The sequence below is a fragment of the Streptomyces sp. NPDC046887 genome, from assembly GCF_040644755.1.
Taxonomy (GTDB): domain Bacteria; phylum Actinomycetota; class Actinomycetes; order Streptomycetales; family Streptomycetaceae; genus Streptomyces; species Streptomyces lichenis.
The window spans coordinates 12305-32023 of record NZ_JBEYXH010000049.1 but is presented as its reverse complement, the minus strand read 5'-3'; the positions used below and the strand labels follow the sequence as shown (position 1 = coordinate 32023).

Below are 19719 nucleotides of genomic sequence, written 5' to 3'. Positions count from 1 at the left end.
GCAGTGCTCATGGCTCTGCGGGCAGCGGGGCGCATGTCCCTGGTGGACACCGTGGTCGAGCAGTTGCGCGCCCAACTGGCCGATGGGGAGTGGGCGGTGGGCGACCGCATCCCCACCGAGCACGACCTCGCCGAGCAGCTCGGCGTCGGTCGCAACACCGTGCGCGAGGCCGTGCGGGTCCTGGTCCACGCGGGCCTGCTGGAGTCCCGCCAGGGGAACGGCACCTTCGTCCGCTCCACCGCCGACCCGGCCGCGGTGCTCCGCACCGTACGCGCGGCGGGCGCCCTGGACGTGCTGGAGCTGCGGATGGCGCTGGAGACCGAGGCGGCCCGGCTGGCCGCCGAGCGGCGCGACACGCATGACCTGCTGCGGTTGCGGGCGGCGCTCTCGACCCTCCACGAGCAGGGCGACCGCGCCGCCGACGCGGATGTCGCCTTCCACCGTGCGGTGGTGGAGGCCAGCCACAACGCCGCGTTCACCGAGGTCTACCGCTTCTTCTCGGTCCAGGTGCACGAGAGCCTGGTCGCCTCGCTCGGCGACCAGGAGATGCCGTCGATCCATCTGGACGCACACACGGCCCTGGTCGTCGCCATCGAGCAGAGCGACCCGGACGCGGCGGACACCGCCGTACGGGAACTGCTCCGAGCTCCCATGGAGACGGTCCGCGCCATCGTCCACCGCCACCGCTGAATCGGAGCCGGGCCGAGCCGCGCCCGGTCGACGCCGGGGCCGGAGCCGGTGGCGGGTGTGCCCATGTCCGAACCCATGTTCCGAGCCGCTGGCCCGCATGCCGAAGGCCCGTTCCGCGCCGCCCCGAGCCTCCGCCAGGCTCGCTCCCACTGGGTGTGGCGCCCGCCTACCGGCCCTACCGGCCCCTCCCGGGCCGTCCGCAAGACCGATGAACGCTGTGAAAGGTGCCGCCCCATGCCACGTCCCGATGCCGAGCAGTTGCTGCTGGACGCCGAAGTCGATGTGCGGCCCTCCCCGCAGGCGTCGGCGGCTCGGCGGGCGCTGCTCGCCCACCCGGTGCTGCTGCTCGTCGGCATCGTGCTCGCCTCGCTCAACATGCGGGCCGCGCTGGCCGGGGTGTCCCCACTGGTCGGGGAGATCAGCGGCGACTTCGGGCTGTCCGCCACGGCGACCTCGCTGGTGACCTCGGTGCCGGTGCTGTTCCTCGGCGCCGGTGCCGCCGTCGCGCCCTGGCTCGCCCGGCGGTTCGGCGCGGAACGGGTGCTCTGCGGCGCGCTGGTGCTGCTGGCGGCGGGGATCCTGCTGCGGGTCGCCCCCTCCACGTACGCGCTCTACGGCGGCGGAGTGCTGGTGGGCAGCGCGATCGCCCTGCTCAATGTGCTGATGCCGGGTCTGATCAAGCGGGACTTCCCGGACCGGGCCGCCGCCATGACCTCGGTCTACACCGGTTCGATGATCGCCGGGGCCACCCTGGCGGCCGCCGCCTCGGTCCCCCTGGAGCACGCCTTCGGCGGCAGCTGGCAGGCCTCGCTGGCGTTCTGGTCGCTGCTGGCACTGGTCGCGGCGGTGGCCTGGGTGCCGCAGGTGCTGATCGCGCGGGGGCGTACGGGGCATGAGCTCCGGTCCACCGGCACCGGCACCGGCACCGGCACCGGCACCGGTCGGAGTGTGTGGCGGTCGGCGCTGGCCTGGCAGGTCACCCTCTTCATGGGGCTGCAGTCGCTGTGGACGTACGTCCTGATCGCCTGGCTGCCGACCCTCCTCACCGACCACGGGATGAGCCGTTCGACGGCGGGTGTGGTCTTCGCCTTCAACAACCTGGTGCAGGTCGCGGGGGCCTTCCTGGTGCCGCTGCTGGCGGGCCGGATGCGCAGCCAGCGCCCCCTGGTCGTCCTGGTGACCGGGCTCGTCGCGGCCGGCTATGCCGGTCTGCTGGCCGCTCCGGTGGCCGGCGCGTGGGTCTGGTCCGGCTTGCTGGGCATCGGGCAGGGCGGGGCGGTGGGCCTGGCGCTCACCCTGATCGTGCTGCGCAGCGGTGACGCGGCGACCGCCTCGCGGCTCTCCGGCATGTCCCAGACGGTCGGCTATCTGCTGGCCGCGGCGGGTCCGCTGGCGGCCGGTGCGGTCCACCAGGCGACGGGCGGCTGGACGGTGCCGATCGTCCTGGTCCTCGCGGTATGCGCGGCGGCGCTGGGGGTGGGGCTCCTCGCCGCCCGCGACCGGCGCGTGTAGCCGGCGGATCGACGGTTCGGCGGCTACGAGGCGGGGTCGGCCCGTGGGCGGCGGGGGCGAGGAGCGGGTACCGGGGGGCTACTCTTCGCCCGCCGGGGCGAGCGTGCGGAGCTTCTGGCCGGCGTACCAGGTGGCCGCCACGGTCACCGCCACCAGCAGCGTGACCGCCACCGGGAGGCCGACGTCCGAGGCGATCATCCCGTTGTCGCCGCTCGCCTTCTGGGCGACGGCGAGGGACCACTGCTGGACGCTCAGGGTGCGGGCGCCCTCGATCAGGGTGCCGAACAGGGCCTCCCAGACCAGGGCGTAGACCAGGCCGATGACGACCGCGTGCCGGCTGACCGTGCCCAGCAGCAGGAAGAGCGAGCTGTAGGCGATCGAGGCGACCAGCGCGGCGATGGTGTAGGAGACGGCGATCTGCTGGCCGTTGCCGTTGAGGATCAGGCCGGCCAGGAAGGTGGGGACGGCGGAGAACACCATGGTGACGGCGATGGCCACGGTCAGCTTGGTGACGATGATCGTCGGCCGCTTCACCGGCTTGGCCAGCAGGTACACGATGGAGCCGTCGTCGATCTCCGGCCCGATGGCGCCCGTCCCGGCGATCACGCCGATCAGCGGCACCATGGTGGCGAGGGCGAAGCCGCCCAGGACATCGGCGGCGATCTGGTCGTCGGCGCCGTTGAAGGCGCGGACGGCCGCGGCGATGAGCAGCAGCAGTCCGGGCAGCAGGAAGAGGATCGCGGCGCGGCGGCGGCCGAGCAGCGCCCGGTAGGTGAGCCGGGCGACGGTGGGGTGGTACATGGTCGAGGGCTCCCTTCAGGCCGCGACGAGGTAGGAGAAGACCGACTCCAGGGACTCGTCCGAGGGCGAGACCGTGAGCAGCCGGATGGAGTGCTTGCGCGCGACCTGCGGCAGGAGTGCGGTGAAGCGGCCGAAGTCCACGGCCTGGATGTGCAGGGCGCCCTCGGTGGTGTCCACGGTGATGCCCGCGGTGGAGGGGTCGGCGATCAGCGCGGCGGCCAGGGCCCGGTCGTCGCTGGAGCGCACCAGGTAGCGGTGCGGGCGGTCGGTCATCAGTCGGCGGATGCGGCGGAAGTCGCCGCTGGCCGCGTGCCGGCCGGCGACGATCACCTCGATGTGCGAGGCGAGTTGCTCGACCTCCTCCAGGATGTGGGAGGAGAACAGCACGGTGCGGCCGTCGGCGCCCATCCGGCGCAGCAGGTCCATCAGCTGCATCCGCTGGCGCGGGTCCATGCCGTTGAAGGGTTCGTCGAGCAGCAGGACGGACGGTTCGTGGACCAGGGCGGAGGCCATTTTGACCCGCTGGCGCATGCCCTTGCTGTACGTGGCGATCTTCCGGTCCTGGGCGTACTCCATCTCCACGGTGGCCAGCGCCCGCTGGGCGTCCCCGGCGCCGAGGCCGTGCAGTTCTGCGTTGGCGACGACGAACTCCCGCCCGGTGAGGAAGTCGTACATCGCCTCCCGCTCGGGGACGACGCCGATGTGCCGGTAGGCGGACTCGTTGCGCCAGATCGGCGTCCCGTCGAGGGTGACGGAGCCGGTGGACGGGTCGAGGAAGCCGCCCATCATGTTGATGAGGGTCGACTTGCCGGCGCCGTTGGGGCCGAGGAGCCCGGTGACGCCCGGACCGATCGTCATGGTGACGTCGTTGACGGCGACGACGTTCCCGAACCACCGGGAGACGTGGTCGATCTGCAGAGTGCTCACGGACGCTGCCCATTCCTTGGCTGGATGGTGGTGGGTGCCGGGTGGGACGCCGGCCCGGTGGGGGGCCGCCGCCCGGTCACAGGCCGACCCTGCGGTAGCGGCGCATCAGCACGGCGTAGGAACCGGCGATCAGGGCGAGGACGGTCAGCAGATAAACCGCGCCCGGTCCGGCGCCCGGCCCGGACTCGTTCGGGAAGGACGAGGTGGCGCCGAGGAAGGCGGTCTGCACGCCGTCGATCAGGGTGATCGGCGAGAACAGCCCCAGCCACTCGATCGCGCCGAGGTTGTCGGTGGCCCAGGCGATGCCCTGGAGGGTGGTGACCGCTCCGACGGAGATCGTCAGTACGGCGATGACGGCGGCGACGCCGAAGCCGCGGCGCGGGGTGAAGGCGGCGAGGACCAGGCCGATGCCACCGAACAGGACGGAGAGCAGTGCCACGGAGACCAGTCCCTGGGCCAGGCCCGCCGTCTGGTCGGAGAAGTCCATCTTCGCCAGCAGGGACCCGATATAGAGGATGAGCAGGGGAGACGCCGTCAGAATGAAGAGCGCCGTGGCCATCGCGCCGAACTTGGCGACGACGTAGTCGACGCGTTCGACGGGCCGGGAGAAGTACAGCGGCACGGTCCGGAACCGCAGGTCGCGGGAGACGGACTGGGGTGCCTGCCCGGCCAGGAAGAGGCCGATGACGGCCTGCATGATGATCGCGTACCGGGTGTACTCCACCGGCAGGTCGTTCAGCTTGGTGGTGACGGCGACCGCGACCATCACCAGCGCGGGGATGCACATCACCGCGAAGATGATCATCGGCAGCACCTTGGACTTGGCGCTGCGGCCGAGTCCGTACGCACCCTTCAACGACTGGGCGAAGAGCGAGCGGCGCGCATAGGCGCGGCCGAGGCGCGGCCCGTCGTAGGAGCGGTAGCCGATGTTGTGGATCCGGCTCTGCTCACCACCGCTCTGGGCGGGCAGCTGTCCCGGGAGGGGAGCCTTGGTCCCGAGAGGTGCCGAGGGCGCCGGGAGCGAGGCGTGGGCGGGGGTCCGGTTGTCGTGGTTCACCGGGACTGCACCTCCTGGGCGGGCCGGTCCGCGTCCGTCGGCCGGTGGGTGTCGGCGGGCCGGTCGGCGTCCGCGGGAGCCTCGGCGCGGAACACCTCGGCGATACGGTGGCGGCGCTGCTCCATGCGCACCAGCCCGAGGCCGAGTTCGGCGACGGTGTCGCGCACGATGTCGTAGGTCTCCTCTCCCTCGGCGTCGAGGAGCAGGATGTGACCGGCGCCCGGCAGCCCCTCCTCCTCACCGGCGTGGAGGGCGACCCCGGCGGCGGTGAGCGCCTGGCGCAGCGCCTTGGTCCCGTCCGGGTGCGCGTCGGTGTCGGTGACCTCGATGGCGAGGGTGGCGGTGGCCTGGGTGAAGTCGCTGGTGGAGCTGGAGCGCAGCAGCCGGCCGCCGTCGATGACGACCACATGGTCACAGGTGCGTTCGAGCTCACCGAGGAGGTGGGAGGTGACCAGGACGGAGATGCCGAAGTCCGTCCACACCCGCCGGATGAGGCCGAGCATCTCGTCCCGGCCGACCGGGTCGAGGCCGTTGGTCGGCTCGTCCAGCAGGACCAGCTTCGGGTCGTGCACCAGCGCCTGGGCCAGTTTGACCCGCTGCTTCATACCGGTCGAGTAGCCGCCGATGGGGCGGTAGCGCTCCTCGTAGAGGCCGACATGGCGCAGGGTGTCGGCGGTGCGCTCGCGGGCCGCGGTGGGCGGCAGTCCCGACATCCGGGCCATATGGACGACGAACTCGGTGGCCGAGACGTCCGCCGGCAGGCAGTCGTGCTCGGGCATATAGCCGACCCGTTCGCGGATGGCACCGCCGCTGGTGGCCACGTCGAGCCCCAGGACCTCGGCCCGGCCCTCGGTGGCCGGGGAGAGCCCGAGCAGGATCTTGATCATGGTGGACTTGCCCGCGCCGTTGGCGCCGACGAGCCCGGTCACGCCCGGTCCGATGTCGAGGGAGAGCCGGTCGAGGGCGGTCACCCGGGGGAACCGCTTGCTGAGGCTCTCGGTAGCGATCACAGTCACTCTTCGACCGTAGTGTCCTGGGCCACACCCGTCGTCAGACCTGACGGTCGGATCCATGTCCGACTCCAGGCGTACGGGCCCGTAGGGGCCGGGCGGCCGGGTGCCCGGTCTTGCCCGCCATGGATGGATGTTTCACGTGAAACCACACCCGGTGAGCGTTCGAGGGCCGATTCGGCCGATGTTTCACGTGAAACACCTCATGCGCATGACACTAGCCTGCGGAGTTGTCCACAGGGTGGTGCAGGCCCCTTGACGTAGCCGCCGACCATTGTCACATTCATCGATGTCACGTTACGACCACGTAGCGCTCTGCCGCGGTGCGTGGGCCCGGGCCGGCCCGACCGGCCTTACGCGAGACGACGGTGGACGGTGGCATGACTTCGACGACCTGGGCGGCTGCGGCGCCCCTGACGACCCCGCCGAGGACCTCGGCGGTCCCGGCGGCCGAACTGGACGGCTTCCGTGAGGCGCAGCGGCTCGCCTATGCCTGCGCCGAGGCGGTGGCCGCCCGGCTCCACCCCGGGGTGACCGAACGGGAGGCGGCCCGCATGCTGCGCGAGTGGCTGCGGGAGCGCGGGGTCCGCGACTGGTTCCATCTGCCGTTCGCCTGGTTCGGGGACCGGACCGCCTTCACGGACTTCCGGATACCGCTGCAGTTCTTCCCCACCGGCCGCCGGCTGGAGCCCGGGATGCCGTTCATCCTGGACCTGGCCCCGGTGCACCGCGGCTTCCCCGCCGATGTCGGCTACTCGGGCTCCCTGGGGCTCAACCCCTTGCAGGACCGGCTGATGGACGATCTCCAGGAGCACCGCGAGCTGATCCTGCGGGAGGTACGGGAGCGCCGGACCCTGCGGGAGGTGTACGAGGACGTGGACCGGCTGATGGTGCGGCAGGGCTATGCCAACCGGCACCGCGCCTACCCCTTCGGGGTGATCGCCCACAAGGTGGGCGCGGTACGGCAGCGGCGCTGGTCGCCGACCCTGTTCGGGTTCGGCACCCAGGCCCTGAGGGGACTGGCGGGCGACGCCCTGCACGGGCACCGCGACGGCTGGTCCCCGCTGTGGTCGCCGTACACCTTCTCCGACCACCCACCGCGGCCCGGGCTGTGGGCGGTCGAACCGCACCTCGGCTTCCGGGGTACGGGCGCCAAGTTCGAGGAGCTCCTGGTGGTCACCGACTCCCGGGATCCCGAGGAGAGCGCGTTCTGGCTGGACGACGATCTGCCGCATGTGCGGCGCTGGGAGGCGGTTCGATGACGGCGGAGGGGAGCGGTCCGGTGGATTCCGTGGGTGGGAGCGGTACGGAAGGGAGCGGTGCCGTGCAGGAGGCGCGCGGGGTGGGGCTGCTGCGCGGGGCCCGGGAGCGGGTGGTGCGCACCGGCGGGGTGGAGCTGTGCGTGGCCGAGCTGGGGGACGCGGCGCGGCCCACGGTGGTGCTGGTGCACGGCTATCCGGACTCCAAGGAGGTGTGGGCCGAGGTCGCCCACCGGCTGGCGGACCGGTTCCATGTGGTGCTCTACGACGTCCGCGGCCACGGCAGGTCCTCGGCGCCGAAGCCGCTGCGCGGCGGGTTCACCCTGGAGAAGCTGACGGACGACTTCCTGGCCGTGGCGGCCGCGGTGAGCCCCGGGCGGCCGGTGCATGTGGTGGGGCACGACTGGGGCTCGGTGCAGGCCTGGGAGTTCGCGACGGTACGGCGCACCGAGGGCCGGATCGCCTCCTTCACCTCGATGTCCGGCCCGTCCCTGGACCACTTCGGGCACTGGATCAGGCGGCGGGTGGCACGGCCCACCCCGCGCCGGGTCGGCCAGCTGCTGGGGCAAGGTGCCAAGTCCTGGTACGTCTACGCGCTGCACACCCCGGTGCTGCCCGAGCTGGCCTGGCGCGGGCCGCTCGGCAAGCGCTGGCCGGGGCTGGTCCAGCGGCTGGAGAAGACCCCCGACGACGGCTATCCGACCTCCTCGCTGCCCCGGGACGCGGCGCACGGCGCCTGGCTGTACCGGGACAACGTCCGGCCCCGGCTGCGCAGGCCGCGCCCGGACGCGTACGCCCATGTCCCGGTGCAGCTGATCACCCCGACCGGGGACGCCTTCCTGTCCGAGCGGCTCTACGACGACCTGGACCGCTGGGCGCCGCAGCTGGTGCGCCGCGCCCTGGACGCCAAGCACTGGGTGCCGAGGACCCGGCCGGACCAGCTGGCGGCGTGGATCGGCGAGTTCGTCACCGCGCACGAGGAGCCGGGCGCCGAGCTTCCGGTGCCGCTCGCCACGGCCCGCCCCTACGCGGACCGGTTCAGCGGCCGACTGGTCCTGGTCACGGGCGCGGCGAGCGGGATCGGGCGGGCCACCGCCTTCGCGTTCGCGGAGGCCGGGGCCCGGGTGGTGGCGGTGGACCGGGACGCCCAGGGCGCGGCCCGGACGGCCGAGATGGCCCGGCTGGTGGGTGCCGCGGACGCCTGGGCCGAGGAGGCGGACGTCTCCGACGAGCAGGCGATGGAGAAGCTGGCCGAGCGGGTCGCCGCCTCGTACGGCACGGTGGACGTCCTGGTGAACAACGCGGGCATCGGTCTGTCGGGCACCTTCCTGGACACCTCGGCCGAGGACTGGCGGCGGGTGCTGGATGTGAACCTGTGGGGGGTGATCCACGGCTGCCGGCTGTTCGGGCGGCAGATGGCGGAGCGCGGTCAGGGCGGCCACATCGTGAACATCGCCTCCGCGGCGGCCTACCAGCCCTCGCGTACGCTGCCCGCCTACAGCACCTCCAAGGCGGCGGTGCTGATGCTCAGCGAGTGCCTGCGGGCCGAGCTGGGGGACCGCTCCATCGGGGTGAGCGCGATCTGCCCCGGGATCGTGAACACCTCCATCACCTCCACGGCCCGGTTCACCGGGGTGTCGGCGGAGGAGGAGCGGCGCCGGCAGCGGGAGGCGGCCCGGCTGTACGGGCTGCGCAACTACCCGCCGGAGAAGGTCGCCGACGCGATCCTGCGGGCGGTGGCGCGCAACGAGGCGGTGGTCGCGGTGACCCCCGAGGCCCGCGTCTTCCGGCTGCTCGGCCGGCTGTCCCCCGGGGCGGCCCGTGCCCTGGCCCGGATCAAACCGCGGGACTGAGCGGCGTCTACCGTCACCCCTGGGGGCCGCCCCCGGGCCGGTGGGCGGTCCGCAGCGCGTGAGGGGAGCTGTCGTGGAGGAACGGTCGGAGTACCGGATCGAGGATCTGGCACGCCTCGGTGGCGCCACGGTCCGCACCGTCCGCGCCTACCAGGACCGCGGGCTGCTGCCGAGGCCGGAGCGGCGGGGCCGGGCCAATGTGTACGGCGACGAGCACCTGGCCCGGCTCCAGCAGATCGCCGACCTGCTGGAGCGCGGCTACACCCTCGCCTCCATCAAGGAGCTGCTGGAGGCCTGGGACACCGGCCGCGGGCTCGGCGGGGTGCTGGGACTGGTCGCCGAGGTGCACGGACCGTGGACCGACGAGCAGGAGGACCGCATCAGCCGCGCCGAGCTGGACGCGGCCTTCGGCAGCACCCCGGACGAGGACGCCGTGCGCGAGGCCGTGGAGCTGGGCGTGCTGGAGCGGGTGCCCGGCCGGGACGACGAGTTCGTGGTGCCGAGCCCGCAGGAGCTGGCGGTCGCGGTCGAGCTGTACGCGGCCGGGGTGCCGCTGGCCGCGATCTCCGGGCATCTGCGGGAGCTGCGCGGCCAGGTCGAGCACATCGCCGGACGGTTCCTGGAGTTCACCACGGAGCATGTCTTCGCCCGCTATCTCGACCGGCGGCCACCGACCGACGCCGACGCCGCCGAGGCGGCCGCGCTGGTGCGGCGGCTGCGTCCGCTGGCGCAGCAGACCGTGGACGCCGAACTGGCCCGCGCCATGCGCACCTTGGCCACCCGGCATCTCCAGCAGCAGCTCGCGCCTCCCGGACCGCCGAAGGAGGACGAGCACCGGTTGACGTCCCTGCCCGCCGCCACCGTCGAGGCCGTGACCCGGCTCGTCGGGGCCGCGCAGGTCGCGGAGTTCGTCACCGCCGCGGTCGAACGGGAGGTGCAGAGCCGGAGGTTGGACGCCCTGGCGCCACCGCCCCAGCCGCACCACGTGGTTGGACAATCGGACTGACGGGACCTCACGTTGTCCACAGTGTTCCCCAACTACTCTGTGGAAAAGCGGCGTTACCTGTGGACGAAACCTCCCATCGGAAAAAATCCGGGCAGGGATCCTGTGACTCCTGGCACACTGCGCCGATGACCGCGCCCATGGACGACCGACGCACCGTGAAGGTGTCGAAGTACCTCTCCAAGCACCTGCGCCATCAGCCCGAGCGCATCGGGCTCGTCCTCGACCCTCAGGGCTGGGTCGCCGTCGACGAACTGCTCGGGGCCCTCACCCGCAACGGCATGCCGCTCACCCGGGCGGAGCTGGACCATGTGGTCGCGGTCAACGACAAACGGCGGTTCACCATCGACGGCGACCGCATCCGCGCCAACCAGGGCCACACCGTACGCGTCGACCTCGACCTGCCGGCCGCGGTGCCGCCTGCCTTCCTGTACCACGGCACCGTCGCCGGCTCCCTGGACGCGATCCGGTCCGAGGGGCTGCGCCCGATGGGCCGCCACCATGTCCACCTCTCACCGGACCGCGAGACCGCCACCCGGGTCGGCGCCCGGCGGGGCCGACCCGTCGTCCTGGCCGTCGACGCCGGGGCGATGCACCGGGACGGCCATGTCTTCCGGGTGAGCGCCAACGGGGTGTGGCTCACCGACGCCGTACCCCCGGTATATCTGCGCCTCCGCGACTGACGGCAGCCCCGCGGCCCCCGCCGGAGCCGTCGGCCCCGGCCGCCCGCACCGGTGCCGTGTCGCCCATCCGGGCCGGACCCCAGGCGATCGGGACCGCCCCACCGCGGGACGTAGGCTCGGGGGCATGAGCCTGCGTCTGAGCACCGTGATCCTCCCCGTCGACCGCTGGCACGAGGGCGGCCGCGCGACGTGGCAGCGGGCCGAGGAGCTCGGCTTCCACGCCGCGTACACCTACGACCACCTGTCCTGGCGCACCTTCCGCGACGGCCCGTGGTTCGGTGCCCTGCCGACCCTCACCGCCGCCGCCGGCGCCACCGAGCGGCTGCGCCTGGGCACCATGGTGACCTCGCCCAACTTCCGCCACCCGGTGACCCTGGCCAAGGAGCTCATCTCGCTGGACGACGTCTCGGGCGGACGGATCACCCTGGGCATCGGGGCGGGCGGCAACGGCTTCGACGCCACCGCGCTCGGACAGCAGCCGTGGACCCCGCGCGAGCGGGCGGACCGGTTCGCCGAGTTCACCGCCCTGCTGGACCGGCTGCTGACGGAGGACGCCGTCTCGCAGCAGGGCACCTTCTACTCCGCCGAGGAGGCCCGCAACATCCCCGGCTGCGTTCAGCGCCCCCGGCTCCCGTTCGCCGTCGCCGCGACCGGCCCGCGCGGACTGCGGCTCGCCGCGCGCCACGGGCAGGCCTGGGTGACCACCGGAGACCCCAAGCTGTACGAGGAGGGCACCCCGGAGCAGTCCGACGCGGCGCTGCGCGGCCAGCTCGACCGGCTCGGCGCGGCCTGTGCGGAGGCCGGCCGGGATGTCGACGGGATGGAGAAGATCCTGCTCACCGGTTTCACCCCGGAGCGCAGCGGTCCGCTGGAGTCGCTGGACGCCTTCGTGGACTTCGCCGGCCGCCACCAGGAGCTGGGCTTCACCGAGCTCGTCGTCCACTGGCCGATCGCCGACTCGGACTTCGCGGCCGACCATGCCGTCTTCGAGAAGATCGCCACCGAGGCCCCCGCCCAGCTCGCCACCGCCGGGTAGCGGCGGTCGCCCGGCGGCCTGGACTCGCCCTGGCCGCCCTCGCGCGGCGACCAGGCGCACCGGTTCGGCCACAGACGAGCATATGGCTGGCTCAGATGTGCGGTATGCCGCACGCACGTGCGGACCGGTGCAGGAGAATGGGGCCGTGACCACACCGACCCGCCCCACGCCCCGGCCCCTGGCGCACCGCCGTCCCCGGCTGATCGCCACCGATCTCGACGGCACCCTCCTCCGGGACGACCAGTCCGTCTCGGACCGCACCGTCGCCGCGCTGGCGGCCGCCGAGCGGGAGGGCATCGAGGTCTTCTTCGTCACCGGACGGCCGGCCCGCTGGATGGGTGTGGTCGCCGACCATGTGCACGGGCACGGGCTCGCCATCTGCGCCAACGGCGCGGCGGTCGTGGACCTGCGGGCCGGCGGCACCCTGCTGGAGACCCGGCCGCTGGAGCGGGAGATCGCCCTGGACGTGGTCCACACCCTGCGGCGGGAGGCCCCGGGCACCGCGTTCGCCGTGGACCTCACCTCCGGGGTCCACTACGAACCCGACTACCCGCCGTTCTATCTGGACACCGCCGGCTCCATCGCCCCGGCCGAGAAGCTGCTGCACGAGGACGAGCCCGGCTCCGGCGACCCGGTGCTGAAGCTCCTCGCCCTTCACCCGGAGATGAGCCCCGACGCCTTCCTCGCCCTGGCCCGTACGGCCGCCGGCGAGCGGGCGAGCATCACCCGCTCCAGCCCCACGGCCCTGCTGGAGATCAGCGGACTGGGCGTCTCCAAGGCCAGCACGCTCGCGCTCTGCTGCGCCGAACGCGGGGTCTCGGCCGACGAGGTGGTCGCCTTCGGCGACATGCCCAACGACATCGAGATGCTGACCTGGGCCGGGCGCTCCTACGCCATGGGCAACGCCCACCCCGATGTGGTCGCCGCCGCCTCCGGCCGTACCGTCGCCAACAACGACGACGGGGTGGCGCGCATCATCGAGGACCTGCTCGCCGCCCCCGCCTGACCCCTGGCCTCTACGGGGTGGGGTGGAGGCGGACCCCGCGTTCGGCCAGCCAGCGGACCGGGTGCACCGCCGAGCCCATATACGGGGTGAGGCGCACCTCGAAGTGCAGATGCGGGCCGGTCGAGTTACCGGTACTCCCCGACCTGGCGATGCCCTGGCCGGCGGTGACCCGCTGGCCCGGCCGCACCCCGGGCGAGGCCAGGTGCGCGTACTGGGAGTACCAGCCGCCCGGGTGCTCCACCACGATCTCCACCCCGAACGGTCCTCCGCAGGACACCGAGTGGACCCGCCCCGGGCCGATGGACCGCACGGTGGTGCCTGGATCCACCGCGAAGTCCTGGCCGGTGTGCCGATGGGCCCAGTGCGCGCCGGTGCTGTCGAAGCCCGCGGACAGCGCGTACCGCGCCACCGGCGCCACCCAGCCCGGTGCCCGGACCGTCCCGCGTCCGGTGCCCTCCGGGGCGGACGCCCCATCGGCCATCACGCCGCTGTCCCGGGCGGCCGGGGTCCGCGGGCCGATCTCGCCCGGGCCACTGCCCGGACCCGTATCCGCGGTCGCCGTCCCGCCCTCGGCCGTCACCAGATCGGCGACGGTGGCCATGAGGTCCGGAACATGGCCCGTGCCGGCGTCCACGCCGGGGATGGTCTCGGAGGCCGCGCCGGTCACGGTCAGCTCCGGCCGGTCGGGCGGCAGGGCGGCAGCGGCGCCGTCTGCCGGCGAGTGGGACGGTTGAGGGGTCACGACACCGACCGGCAGCGGGGCGGCGGTGTGGTGAGCTGTCTCATCACCGGCCTGCCCGGTCGTGTGGACAGCGGCCGGTGAGTGGCTGCCGGCCTCGGAAGGCCCCGTGGTCCTCGTGCCCGGTGATCCGACGCCTTGCGGGCCGCTGACGTGCGTTGCGGTGCCGACATGGACCGGCGGCGGGGCGCCGCAGGGGCGCGCGGTGCGCCAGGCGTTCGCCACGGTCCGCAGACTCAGCTCAGCGCGCTCCAGCCGGCGCTCGATCCCCTTCCGGAGGGCATCGAGCCGGGTCTGACGGTCACGCAGTTGCCGCCAGGCGGTATCGGCGGCCTCCTCCGCTCGCGCGAGTCCGCGTTCCGCGGTACGGGCGTCCGCGAGCAGCGCGGCCACCGCCCGGTGTGCCCGCCGCGCCACTTCTCCTCGGCGTACCGCGCTGTCCGGATCCCCGGCGGTGAGCAGCCGGGCGGTCACCGCCAGAGCTCCACCCGTCCGGTACTGGTCCCGGGCGACCGCGCCGACCCGGTCATGGAGCTGTTCCCACGCCTGGCGCTGCTGCTCCCGTTGCCGACCCAGCCGCCCGGCGAAAGCCCGTTGGGCCGTGATCTGCCGTTGCCCCCGCTCATACGCATCGGTGGCGAGGGCCGCCTCCGTATAGAGGCGGGTCACTTCGGCGGCCGGCCCCACCGCACCGCCGACGGGCCCGGCAGGGCGAGGGAGGAAGACCAGCACCAGGGTGAGCGCCACGACGAACATCCTGGGATGGTCCCGCCGACGGCCGCGAATCCATGGCACCCGGGCGGTGTCGTACCGCCGACCGGCCCAGAGGCGCTCCCCCCAGGGGATGTTTCACGTGAAACATCGCGTCGCAGGGAGGGTGTGGTGGCTCGCCCTCTACGTCGCCGCTCTCCGCACCCGCGTAGTCGCGGGTGCGGAGAGAGGCTCCCCCGTTGCCGGCCCGGTGAGTCCCGGGCCGGGCTGTGGCACCGACAGAAGCGGTGCCAAGTTCCTCTCGGCTCAGATGCTTCTCCACAGCCGCGGGAAGTGCCAGGAAGGGTTCCTTCCGGCAGTCGCGCTTCCGGTAGTTCGTTTTCAGGAAATTCCCTTTCAGGAAGTTCCTCTTCAGGCAGTGTCCTCTCAGGAGGTGTCTTCTCAGGAGGTGTCTTCTCAGGAGGTGTCTTCTCAGGAGGTGTCTTCTCGGGAGGTGTCTCGTCAGGAGGCCTGGATCGGGACCGTTCCGGGCGTGGTGGCCCGATCGGCGTCCGGCTGTCCGGTGTGCTCCGTCAGCACGGCCCGGTCCCGGGCGATACGGGCGGCGTGCTCCATCGGCAGCAGCAGCTCGGGGACGGTGCGGTTGCCGTCGAGATGCCGGAACTCCGTGCTGAGGCTGATGGCCAGCCGCTCGGGCAGGCCGAGACCGGGATAGCGGTCCTCCGCGATGAGCAGCCGGGCCGCCTCCGGGGCGGACCTGCCCTGGCCGTGCAGAAGACGGGCCTGCGCGGCGAGGTCGTCGAGGTAGCCGAGGTGCTCCCGCAGCCCGTCGGGGGTCAACAGCGGGCCGTGACCGGGGACGATCCACTCGGGTTCGAGGTCCAGGATCCGCCGGCAGGCCGCCGAGATCAGCTCCAGGGGCCCCGCCCAGTGCGAGGGATGGTCCCCGGCGAAGACGAGGTCGCCGGCGAAGACGACCCGTTGCTCGGGCAGATGGACGAACAGGTCTCCGACGGTGTGCGCGGGCCCGGCCTCGTACAGGACGACGGGCGTCCCGCCGACCGTCAGCTCATGGCGCCCGGTGAACGTCGTGGTGGGCGGCAGGACCGTGATACCGGAGAAGTCGAACGCGCCGAAGTGGCGGCGGAAGTACCAACCCAGTGGCTGGTCCGGATCGGAGTCATGGACGAGGGCGTGCAACTGGCCCGGGGTCGGCTCCACGCACTGGTGCTCCAGCGCCGCCTGAGTCGCGATGATCTCGGCACCCGGGAGCTGCTGACTGCCCCAGGTGTGGTCGCCGTTGGCATGGGTGACGACGACTCGGTTCAGCGGGGTGCCGGCCCCGATCACCTCTCGCGCCGCGGCCAGGAAGGCGTCCGTCAGGGCGGGTGTGTACGGCGTGTCGACGATCAGCGCCTCACCCCCGGCCCTGATCACACCGCAGTTGGCCAGCCCCCAGGCCGCCCCGCCGTCCGGCTGCCACACATAGACGCCCGGAGCGATCGGTCCGAAGTGCGCAGTGGGTTTCATGGACAGACGTTTCATGGACAGACATTGTGGCCGGTGAACGGCGTTCAGGCCGATGCGGCCGGTGCCTTCCGACCGTCCGGCTGGAAGACCAGCAGGAAGAACCGCGCACCCGGGCTGCCGAAGGGCTGCGCCGCGCACATGGTCACGATGCCCGACTGCGAGACCACATGGCGGTCGCAGCAGTGGTCCCGGGTGTCGTTGCCGTCCTCCGGGACGAAGCCCGCGTGGCGCATCCGGCGGGAGTCGCCGTCCGGGTGGACATAGGCCACGTTGTGGTTCCGGTAGATCGGCCCCGCCACCGGGTCGTCGTTGACCTCCTGGTCCAGCCGCTGGAGCTCCTCGTTGTCCGGGCGTGCCGCGACGGAGGTGCGCAACTGGGCGGCGACCGGCTCCGCCCACCGCTTCTCCCAGTCGACCAGGTGGTGCTCGCGGGACTCCTCCCGCAGCAGCATCCAGCGCATCAGGTTCTGCTCCGGCAGCCGAGGCGGCTCACCGGGCACCTGCGGGAACATCCGGATGAAGTCGTCATTGGCGGCCAGCACGTTCCAGGCCACGTCGTTGATGTAGCAGGGCTGGCCGGCGACGTTGCTGACGGCGTGCTGCCAGGCCGGGGCCACATTGCTGCCCGCGGTGGGATCCATCGGGATCGGCGGCTCGTACCCGAGGGCGTAGACATACAGGGCGGTGCGTTCCCGCTCCTCCATGCGCAGCACCTGGGCGACGCTGTCGAGCAGGTCCGTGCTCGGGGTGGCCGTGTCGCCGCGCTCCAGGTCGGCGTAGGTGCGCTCGGACACATAGAGCGCCTGGGCGACCTGGGCCTGGGAAAGGCCCTTGGAGCGCCGGCCCCGGCCGGAACGCCTCAGCCAGCCGAGCTCGACCGGGTCTATCTGCTGTCGCTTCCAGCGCAGCAGTTGCTGCAGCGCCTCCTTGTTGCTCAACGCGAAGCCTCTCCTGCGCCGACTCGGACAGGACGGTCCCCGACCGTCCGGCGACGGGCGCCGCCACCCTGCGCGGGGATCCCCGGGCGGGCGCCTGCGAGGACGGGGACGGGTCCGACCGCAGTGCCCCGCGGACACGGCCCGCGCCGACCGGTACGTCGCACGCCTCTCCCCCCTTCCCTCGAAGCACCGAACGCCTCATCGGGGGCTGATCGGATGTCACCTGCGATGAAAGATGTGCCCGTCACACTACCGCCGGGGACCGTTCGCATCGCAGTCATTTCGGCCTCCGCCCTTTTCACTGTCGATTGAGGGTGTGCGCGGGGAACGGCCCGGCTGGTTGACTGCGGCACACAGCTGACAGAGTCTCGGAAAGGACCGCCCGCGTGTCCCGTTCAGTCCTGATCACCGGTGGCAGCCGAGGCATCGGCCTGGCCATCGCCCGCCGTCTGGAGGCCGCCGGAGACCGCGTGGCCGTCACCTACCGCACCGGGGAGCCGCCCGAGGGCCTGCTCGCCGTGGAGTGCGACATCACCGACGCCGCGCAGGTCGACACCGCGTTCCAGAAGGTCGAGGCCGAGCACGGCCCCGTGGAGGTGCTGATAGCCAACGCGGGCGTCACCAGGGACGCGTTGCTGCTCCGGATGAGCGAGGGCGACTTCGCCTCGGTCCTGGACACCAACCTCACCGGCGCCTTCCGGGTGGTCAAGCGCGCCACCCGCGGCATGCTGCGCGCCAAGAAGGGCCGGGTGGTGCTCATCTCCTCGGCCGTGGCCCTGCGCGGGGAGAGCGGCCAGGCCAACTACGCCGCCTCCAAGGCCGGGCTGGTCGGCCTCGCCCGTTCGGTGGCCCGCGAGCTCGGCTCGCGCGGCATCACCTGCAACGTGGTCGCGCCCGGGCTCACCGAGACCGCGATGAGCAGCGGCCTCAGCGACGAGCAGCGTGCCAACCTGGTCGAGCAGATCCCGTTGGCCCGGCTGGCCCGCCCCGAGGAGATCGCCGCGGCGGTCGCCTTCCTCGCCTCCGAGGAGGCCGGCTACATCACCGGTGCCGTGGTGCCGGTCGACGGCGGGGCGGGGATGGGGCACTGACCTCCCGGCAGCCCGATGGTCCCGCGTGACCGGCCGGGGCCGTCAGGGCGGCCGACACCCGGGACCGGTGCCAGTGCCGGGACCGGTGCGGGTGCCGGTGGGCAGCGCGGCCCGGCGGAGGCCCCGAGGTAGCCGTCCTCTGCTCGGCGGCTACCTCGGGGCCTCCCAGACCACGGAGGTCCCACCGCCGTCCGCGCCCAGGCCGGGGCCGCAGTGGCAGGAACCGCCCAGCGACTCCGCCCGCCGGGCCAGGTTGCGCAGCCCGCTGCGCCGGCCGTCCTGCGGCATCCCGACCCCGTCGTCCGCCACGGTCAGCCGTACGCCGGGAATGCCGCCGGGCAGCGTCACCCGGGCGTCCACCTCGACCAGGACCCGGTCGGCGTGCGCGTGCCGGAAGGCGTTGGACAGCGCCTCGCGCAACGCGGCCACCAGGTTCCTGCCGGTGAGCTCGCCGATCTCCGTGTCCACCGGCCCGGTGAGGCGGTACTCCGGGGTGAAGCCGAGGGCGACGGCGGACAGGGCGATCTCCCGCAGTACCCGGGTCCGCAGACCGGCCGGTGGGTCGGCCGGGCCCTGCTGGAGGGCGAACACCGCGGTGCGGATCTCCTGGATGGTGACGTCCAGTTCCTCGGCCACCCGGCCCACCCCCTCCCGGACGGCCGGTACGGCGGAGGTGCGCTGCGCGTTCTCCAGCGCCATCCCGGCGGCGAACAGCCGCTGGACGACCAGGTCGTGCAGATCGCGGGCGATACGGTCGCGGTCCTCCAGTACGGCGAGCCGCTCGCGGTCGCGCTGGGCATCGGCCACCCTCAGCGCCAGCGCGGCCTGGGAGGCGAACCGGGCCGCCAGGGCGCGCTCCGCCTCGGTGAACGGCCGCTCGCCGGGCGCCCGGGGGATGACCAGGGCGCCCAGCACCCGGTCGCCGCTGCGCAGCGGCAGCAGCAGCGCGGGGCCGGACCGCCGCGCCGGCATGCCCCGCAGCCGGGGGTCGGTGGCCGCGTCGGTGACGACCACCGGCTCCCCGGCCAGCAGCAGGGCGACGGCCGGGCTCCCGGCCGGCGCGACCGCCCCCAGCAGGGCCTCCGGCCCGTCGGAGGAGACCGCCACCGCCTCCAGTCCGCCGTCGGCGGTGGGCAGCAGAACGATGCCGGCCCGGGCCCCGGCGAGTACGCGGGCCTGCTCGGCCACCACGGACAGCGCCTCGTCGGCGTCGGAACCGGACAGCAGCGCGGTGGTCACGGCGACCGATCCGTCGATCCAGGCCTCCCGCCGACGGGAGGCCTCGTACAGCCGGGCGTTGCCGATGGCCGTCCCCGCTCCGGCGGCGAGCACCCGCACGGTGTGCAGATCGCCCTCGTCGAACCGCGCCCCGCCACGCTTCTCGGTGAGGTAGAGATGGCCGAACACCTCCCCGTGCACCCGGATGGGGACACCGAGGAAGCTCCGCATCGGCGGATGCCCGGCCGGCAGGCCGGCGGCGCGCGGATCGGTCGTCAGATCGGTGAGGCGCAGCGGCTCGGGATGGTGGAGAAGGGCTCCGAGCAGCCCGGTGCGGCCGTCCGGGCGGCGGCCGATCTCCCGGGCGGTATCCGGCGGCACGCCGTGGGTGACGAAGTCCGCCAGCCCGCCGCCGTCCTCGTCCACCACGCCGATCGCCGCGTAGCGGGCGTCGGTGAGTGCGGCGGCGGTCCGGCAGATCCGGTCGAGGGTGGAGTGCGGTTCCAGCCCGGTGCCCACCAGGCGCACCGCCTCCAGCAGCCGCGGCAGACGGTCACCGGGCCCGTCGTCCGGACCCGGCGGGAGCCCGGTCGCCTCCGAGGGAGGGCCGGGGGAGTCCTGGGGGTCGGGCGGGGCCATGCCACTGAGCGTAGTA

The 19719-nt window shown here is 73.1% G+C and carries 16 protein-coding genes and 1 pseudogene; 9 read left to right on the top strand and 8 right to left on the bottom strand.

Features of this window, described 5'->3' with window-relative positions:
• Positions 1–9: 9 nt before the first annotated feature.
• Together ABZ945_RS30280 and ABZ945_RS30275 are read left to right on the top strand one after the other, a co-directional pair.
• Positions 10–690, top strand: a complete 681-nt coding sequence (locus ABZ945_RS30280; protein ID WP_361276018.1) for a FadR/GntR family transcriptional regulator — start codon at positions 10–12, stop codon at positions 688–690.
• Positions 691–924: 234 nt separating this feature from the next.
• Entirely contained in the window at positions 925–2202 is a 1278-nt protein-coding gene (locus ABZ945_RS30275; RefSeq protein WP_361276016.1) for an MFS transporter, read from the top strand.
• Positions 2203–2280: 78 nt separating this feature from the next.
• Here the strand turns inward: ABZ945_RS30275 and ABZ945_RS30270 are convergent, their stop codons facing one another.
• The 4 genes from ABZ945_RS30270 to ABZ945_RS30255 form a co-directional block, all read right to left on the bottom strand.
• Positions 2281–3003 carry an ABC transporter permease subunit gene (locus ABZ945_RS30270; RefSeq protein ID WP_361276014.1) on the bottom strand — a complete coding sequence of 241 codons (723 nt, stop codon included), beginning with the start codon at positions 3001–3003 and terminating at the stop codon, positions 2281–2283.
• A gap of 15 nt (positions 3004–3018) precedes the next feature.
• Complete coding sequence (locus ABZ945_RS30265) at positions 3019–3930, bottom strand: ABC transporter ATP-binding protein (protein WP_248631545.1); 912 nt, start codon at positions 3928–3930, stop codon at positions 3019–3021.
• Positions 3931–4006: 76 nt separating this feature from the next.
• Positions 4007–4900 (bottom strand): ABC transporter permease subunit, encoded by an 894-nt coding sequence (locus tag ABZ945_RS30260; protein ID WP_361276055.1) that lies wholly within the window; start codon positions 4898–4900, stop codon positions 4007–4009.
• A gap of 83 nt (positions 4901–4983) precedes the next feature.
• The gene (locus ABZ945_RS30255; RefSeq protein ID WP_361276053.1) at positions 4984–5997 is read right to left on the bottom strand and encodes an ABC transporter ATP-binding protein; all 1014 of its coding nucleotides are present in this window, start codon (positions 5995–5997) and stop codon (positions 4984–4986) included.
• 380 nt (positions 5998–6377) lie between these two features.
• Here ABZ945_RS30255 and ABZ945_RS30250 point away from each other — a divergent pair, with 380 nt between their 5' ends.
• From ABZ945_RS30250 to ABZ945_RS30225, 6 genes are all read left to right on the top strand, one after another.
• A complete protein-coding gene (locus ABZ945_RS30250) occupies positions 6378–7259 on the top strand; it encodes a M24 family metallopeptidase (protein ID WP_361276012.1) in 882 nt (293 codons plus the stop codon).
• An 80-nt stretch (positions 7260–7339) separates the two neighbouring features.
• Positions 7340–9109, top strand: a complete 1770-nt coding sequence (locus tag ABZ945_RS30245; protein ID WP_361276051.1) for an SDR family oxidoreductase — start codon at positions 7340–7342, stop codon at positions 9107–9109.
• A gap of 73 nt (positions 9110–9182) precedes the next feature.
• Positions 9183–10115 carry a MerR family transcriptional regulator gene (locus tag ABZ945_RS30240; protein WP_361276009.1) on the top strand — a complete coding sequence of 311 codons (933 nt, stop codon included), beginning with the start codon at positions 9183–9185 and terminating at the stop codon, positions 10113–10115.
• Between the two features lie 137 nt (positions 10116–10252).
• A complete protein-coding gene (locus ABZ945_RS30235; RefSeq protein ID WP_361276049.1) occupies positions 10253–10795 on the top strand; it encodes an RNA 2'-phosphotransferase in 543 nt (180 codons plus the stop codon).
• Between the two features lie 124 nt (positions 10796–10919).
• Positions 10920–11831, top strand: a complete 912-nt coding sequence (locus ABZ945_RS30230; RefSeq protein WP_361276007.1) for an LLM class flavin-dependent oxidoreductase — start codon at positions 10920–10922, stop codon at positions 11829–11831.
• A gap of 145 nt (positions 11832–11976) precedes the next feature.
• Positions 11977–12837: a Cof-type HAD-IIB family hydrolase gene (locus ABZ945_RS30225; protein WP_361276005.1), complete on the top strand. Its 861-nt coding sequence runs from the start codon at positions 11977–11979 to the stop codon at positions 12835–12837.
• 10 nt (positions 12838–12847) lie between these two features.
• Here the strand turns inward: ABZ945_RS30225 and ABZ945_RS30220 are convergent.
• From ABZ945_RS30220 to ABZ945_RS30210, 3 genes and pseudogenes are all read right to left on the bottom strand, one after another.
• Positions 12848–13264 (bottom strand): annotated as a pseudogene (locus ABZ945_RS30220) (M23 family metallopeptidase); the annotation flags it as partial.
• Positions 13265–14788: 1524 nt separating this feature from the next.
• Complete coding sequence (locus tag ABZ945_RS30215; protein WP_361276002.1) at positions 14789–15817, bottom strand: MBL fold metallo-hydrolase; 1029 nt, start codon at positions 15815–15817, stop codon at positions 14789–14791.
• Positions 15818–15861: 44 nt separating this feature from the next.
• On the bottom strand, positions 15862–16755 hold the full coding sequence (locus tag ABZ945_RS30210) for a helix-turn-helix domain-containing protein (RefSeq protein ID WP_361276000.1): 894 nt from the start codon (positions 16753–16755) through the stop codon (positions 15862–15864).
• Positions 16756–17141: 386 nt separating this feature from the next.
• Between ABZ945_RS30210 and fabG the strand changes: the two genes are divergently transcribed.
• Positions 17142–17846: a 3-oxoacyl-ACP reductase FabG gene (gene fabG, locus ABZ945_RS30205; RefSeq protein WP_361275997.1), complete on the top strand. Its 705-nt coding sequence runs from the start codon at positions 17142–17144 to the stop codon at positions 17844–17846.
• Between the two features lie 150 nt (positions 17847–17996).
• Here the strand turns inward: fabG and ABZ945_RS30200 are convergent, their stop codons facing one another.
• The gene (locus ABZ945_RS30200; RefSeq protein WP_361275994.1) at positions 17997–19703 is read right to left on the bottom strand and encodes a GAF domain-containing protein; all 1707 of its coding nucleotides are present in this window, start codon (positions 19701–19703) and stop codon (positions 17997–17999) included.
• Positions 19704–19719: the final 16 nt, after the last annotated feature.